Origin of the sequence: Arthrobacter humicola (assembly GCF_039531445.1) — a bacterium.
Classification (GTDB): Bacteria; Actinomycetota; Actinomycetes; order Actinomycetales; family Micrococcaceae; genus Arthrobacter; species Arthrobacter humicola.
In genome coordinates, this window is record NZ_BAAAQB010000036.1 from 1 (window position 1) to 649 (window position 649).

Below are 649 nucleotides of genomic sequence, written 5' to 3' on the forward strand. Positions count from 1 at the left end.
CCACCGGAAGGTGCCGTTCGGACGGGCGCAGGTACTGGGTGATCGTGATGAGGTCGCAGCCGGCCTCGTGCAGGTCCCGCAGGGCCTCGGAAATCTCGTCGCGGGTCTCGCCCATGCCCAGGATCAGGTTGGACTTGGTCACCATGCCGTGCTTCCGGCCCTGGGTGATGACGTCCAGGGACCGCTCGTAGCGGAACGCGGGACGGATCCGCTTGAAGATCCGCGGCACGGTTTCGACGTTGTGGGCGAAGACCTCGGGCTTGGAGTCGCAGATCGCCGCGATGTGCTCGGGCTTGCCGGAGAAGTCCGGGATCAGCAGTTCGACGCCGGTGCCCGGGTTCAGCTCGTGGATCTTGCGGACCGTCTCGGCGTAGAGCCAGACGCCCTCGTCGGCGAGGTCATCGCGGGCCACCCCGGTCACGGTGGCATAGCGCAGGGCCATGGACTGCACTGAGCGGGCCACCTTGGTGGGCTCGAAGACGTCCACCGGGGAGGGCTTGCCGGTGTCGATCTGGCAGAAGTCGCAGCGGCGCGTGCATTCGGAGCCGCCGATCAGGAAGGTGGCTTCCTTGTCTTCCCAGCATTCGAAGATGTTGGGGCAGCCGGCCTCTTCACACACCGTGTGGAGGCCTTCCTTCTTGACGAGGTT

Annotated in this window: 1 protein-coding gene; it reads right to left on the bottom strand. The window is 66.1% G+C overall.

Annotation, left to right across the window (positions count from 1 at the left end; genetic code table 11):
- On the bottom strand, nucleotides 1–649 hold a 649-nt coding region (locus tag ABD243_RS13065), incomplete at both ends, for a lipoyl synthase (RefSeq protein ID WP_344366421.1).